The 887-nt window shown below is 46.8% G+C and carries 2 protein-coding genes; both read right to left on the reverse strand.

The genetic code is table 11. The features are described 5' to 3' along the window. Positions 1–160 (reverse strand): patatin-like phospholipase family protein (locus A3738_RS29655; protein WP_197474076.1); only part of this gene is annotated, 160 nt, incomplete at its 3' end. A gap of 20 nt (positions 161–180) precedes the next feature. Further along, positions 181–887, reverse strand: a 707-nt coding sequence (locus tag A3738_RS26935) for a hypothetical protein (RefSeq protein ID WP_068763978.1), incomplete at its 5' end; no start/stop codon positions are given.

Below are 887 nucleotides of genomic sequence, written 5' to 3' on the forward strand. Positions count from 1 at the left end.
CGCCGATACTTGTGCCGGAAACATAGTCGATTGATACACGCTCTTGTTTGAGCGCTTTGATCGCACCGATATGTGCAACGCCCTTTGCTGCGCCACCCCCAAGCGCAAGGCCAACTCTAGTATTAAAGGGGTTAAAGCTATTTAAACGTTGAAAGCGCATATCCGTTCGGCTCTTTTTTATTAGTAAAGACTGGGCTCTCCATCAGGGCGCGTCTTAAAGCGGCGATGAAGCCATAGATACTGTTCTTTGTGGCGTCGAATGTCTTCTTCTAAGCCTTTATTGATGATTGTTGCATTCTCGACTTCATCATCGCTTGGAAAGTTTTCATAAGGTTTTCCAAAGTAAAGACTGTAATGACCATCGTTGTCTTCACGATATTGCGCAAGCCGAAGTACCGTACATCCGGTTTCGCGCGCGATCCAAGCCGTTGTTGTAATGCTGGAAGCGGGTACTCCAAAAAATGGTGCGAAAACAGACTGCTTTTTGCCCATATCTTGATCTGGCGCGTACCACACTAAAGCGCCGGCCTTGATATCCTCTATCATATCTTTGACTTGGCGTTTGCTGTAGGGGCGCGCGTTGTAGACTAAGCGCGCACGTTCTATTGCAGCATCAAGCAAAGGGTTGTTTTGAGGGCGATACATATAGCCAAATTGTGTTACGGAGTTAAGAAGTGGCCCAGCTAAATCCAGCATGCTGAAGTGGCCGCCAACGAGCAAAATTCCTTTACCTCGCTCTTGTGCTTCTTTTAAGTTCTCAATGCCATGTACTGTAAGTTTATCAATATATGGAGTGTAGTTTCCCCACCAACTTGCCAGGCTCTCCATGTAGCCGGTGGCGTTTGATATAAATGTGTCGTACACAAGCTGCTCTCGTTCTTCTTCAG

Source organism: Oleiphilus sp. HI0066 (genome assembly GCF_001635725.1).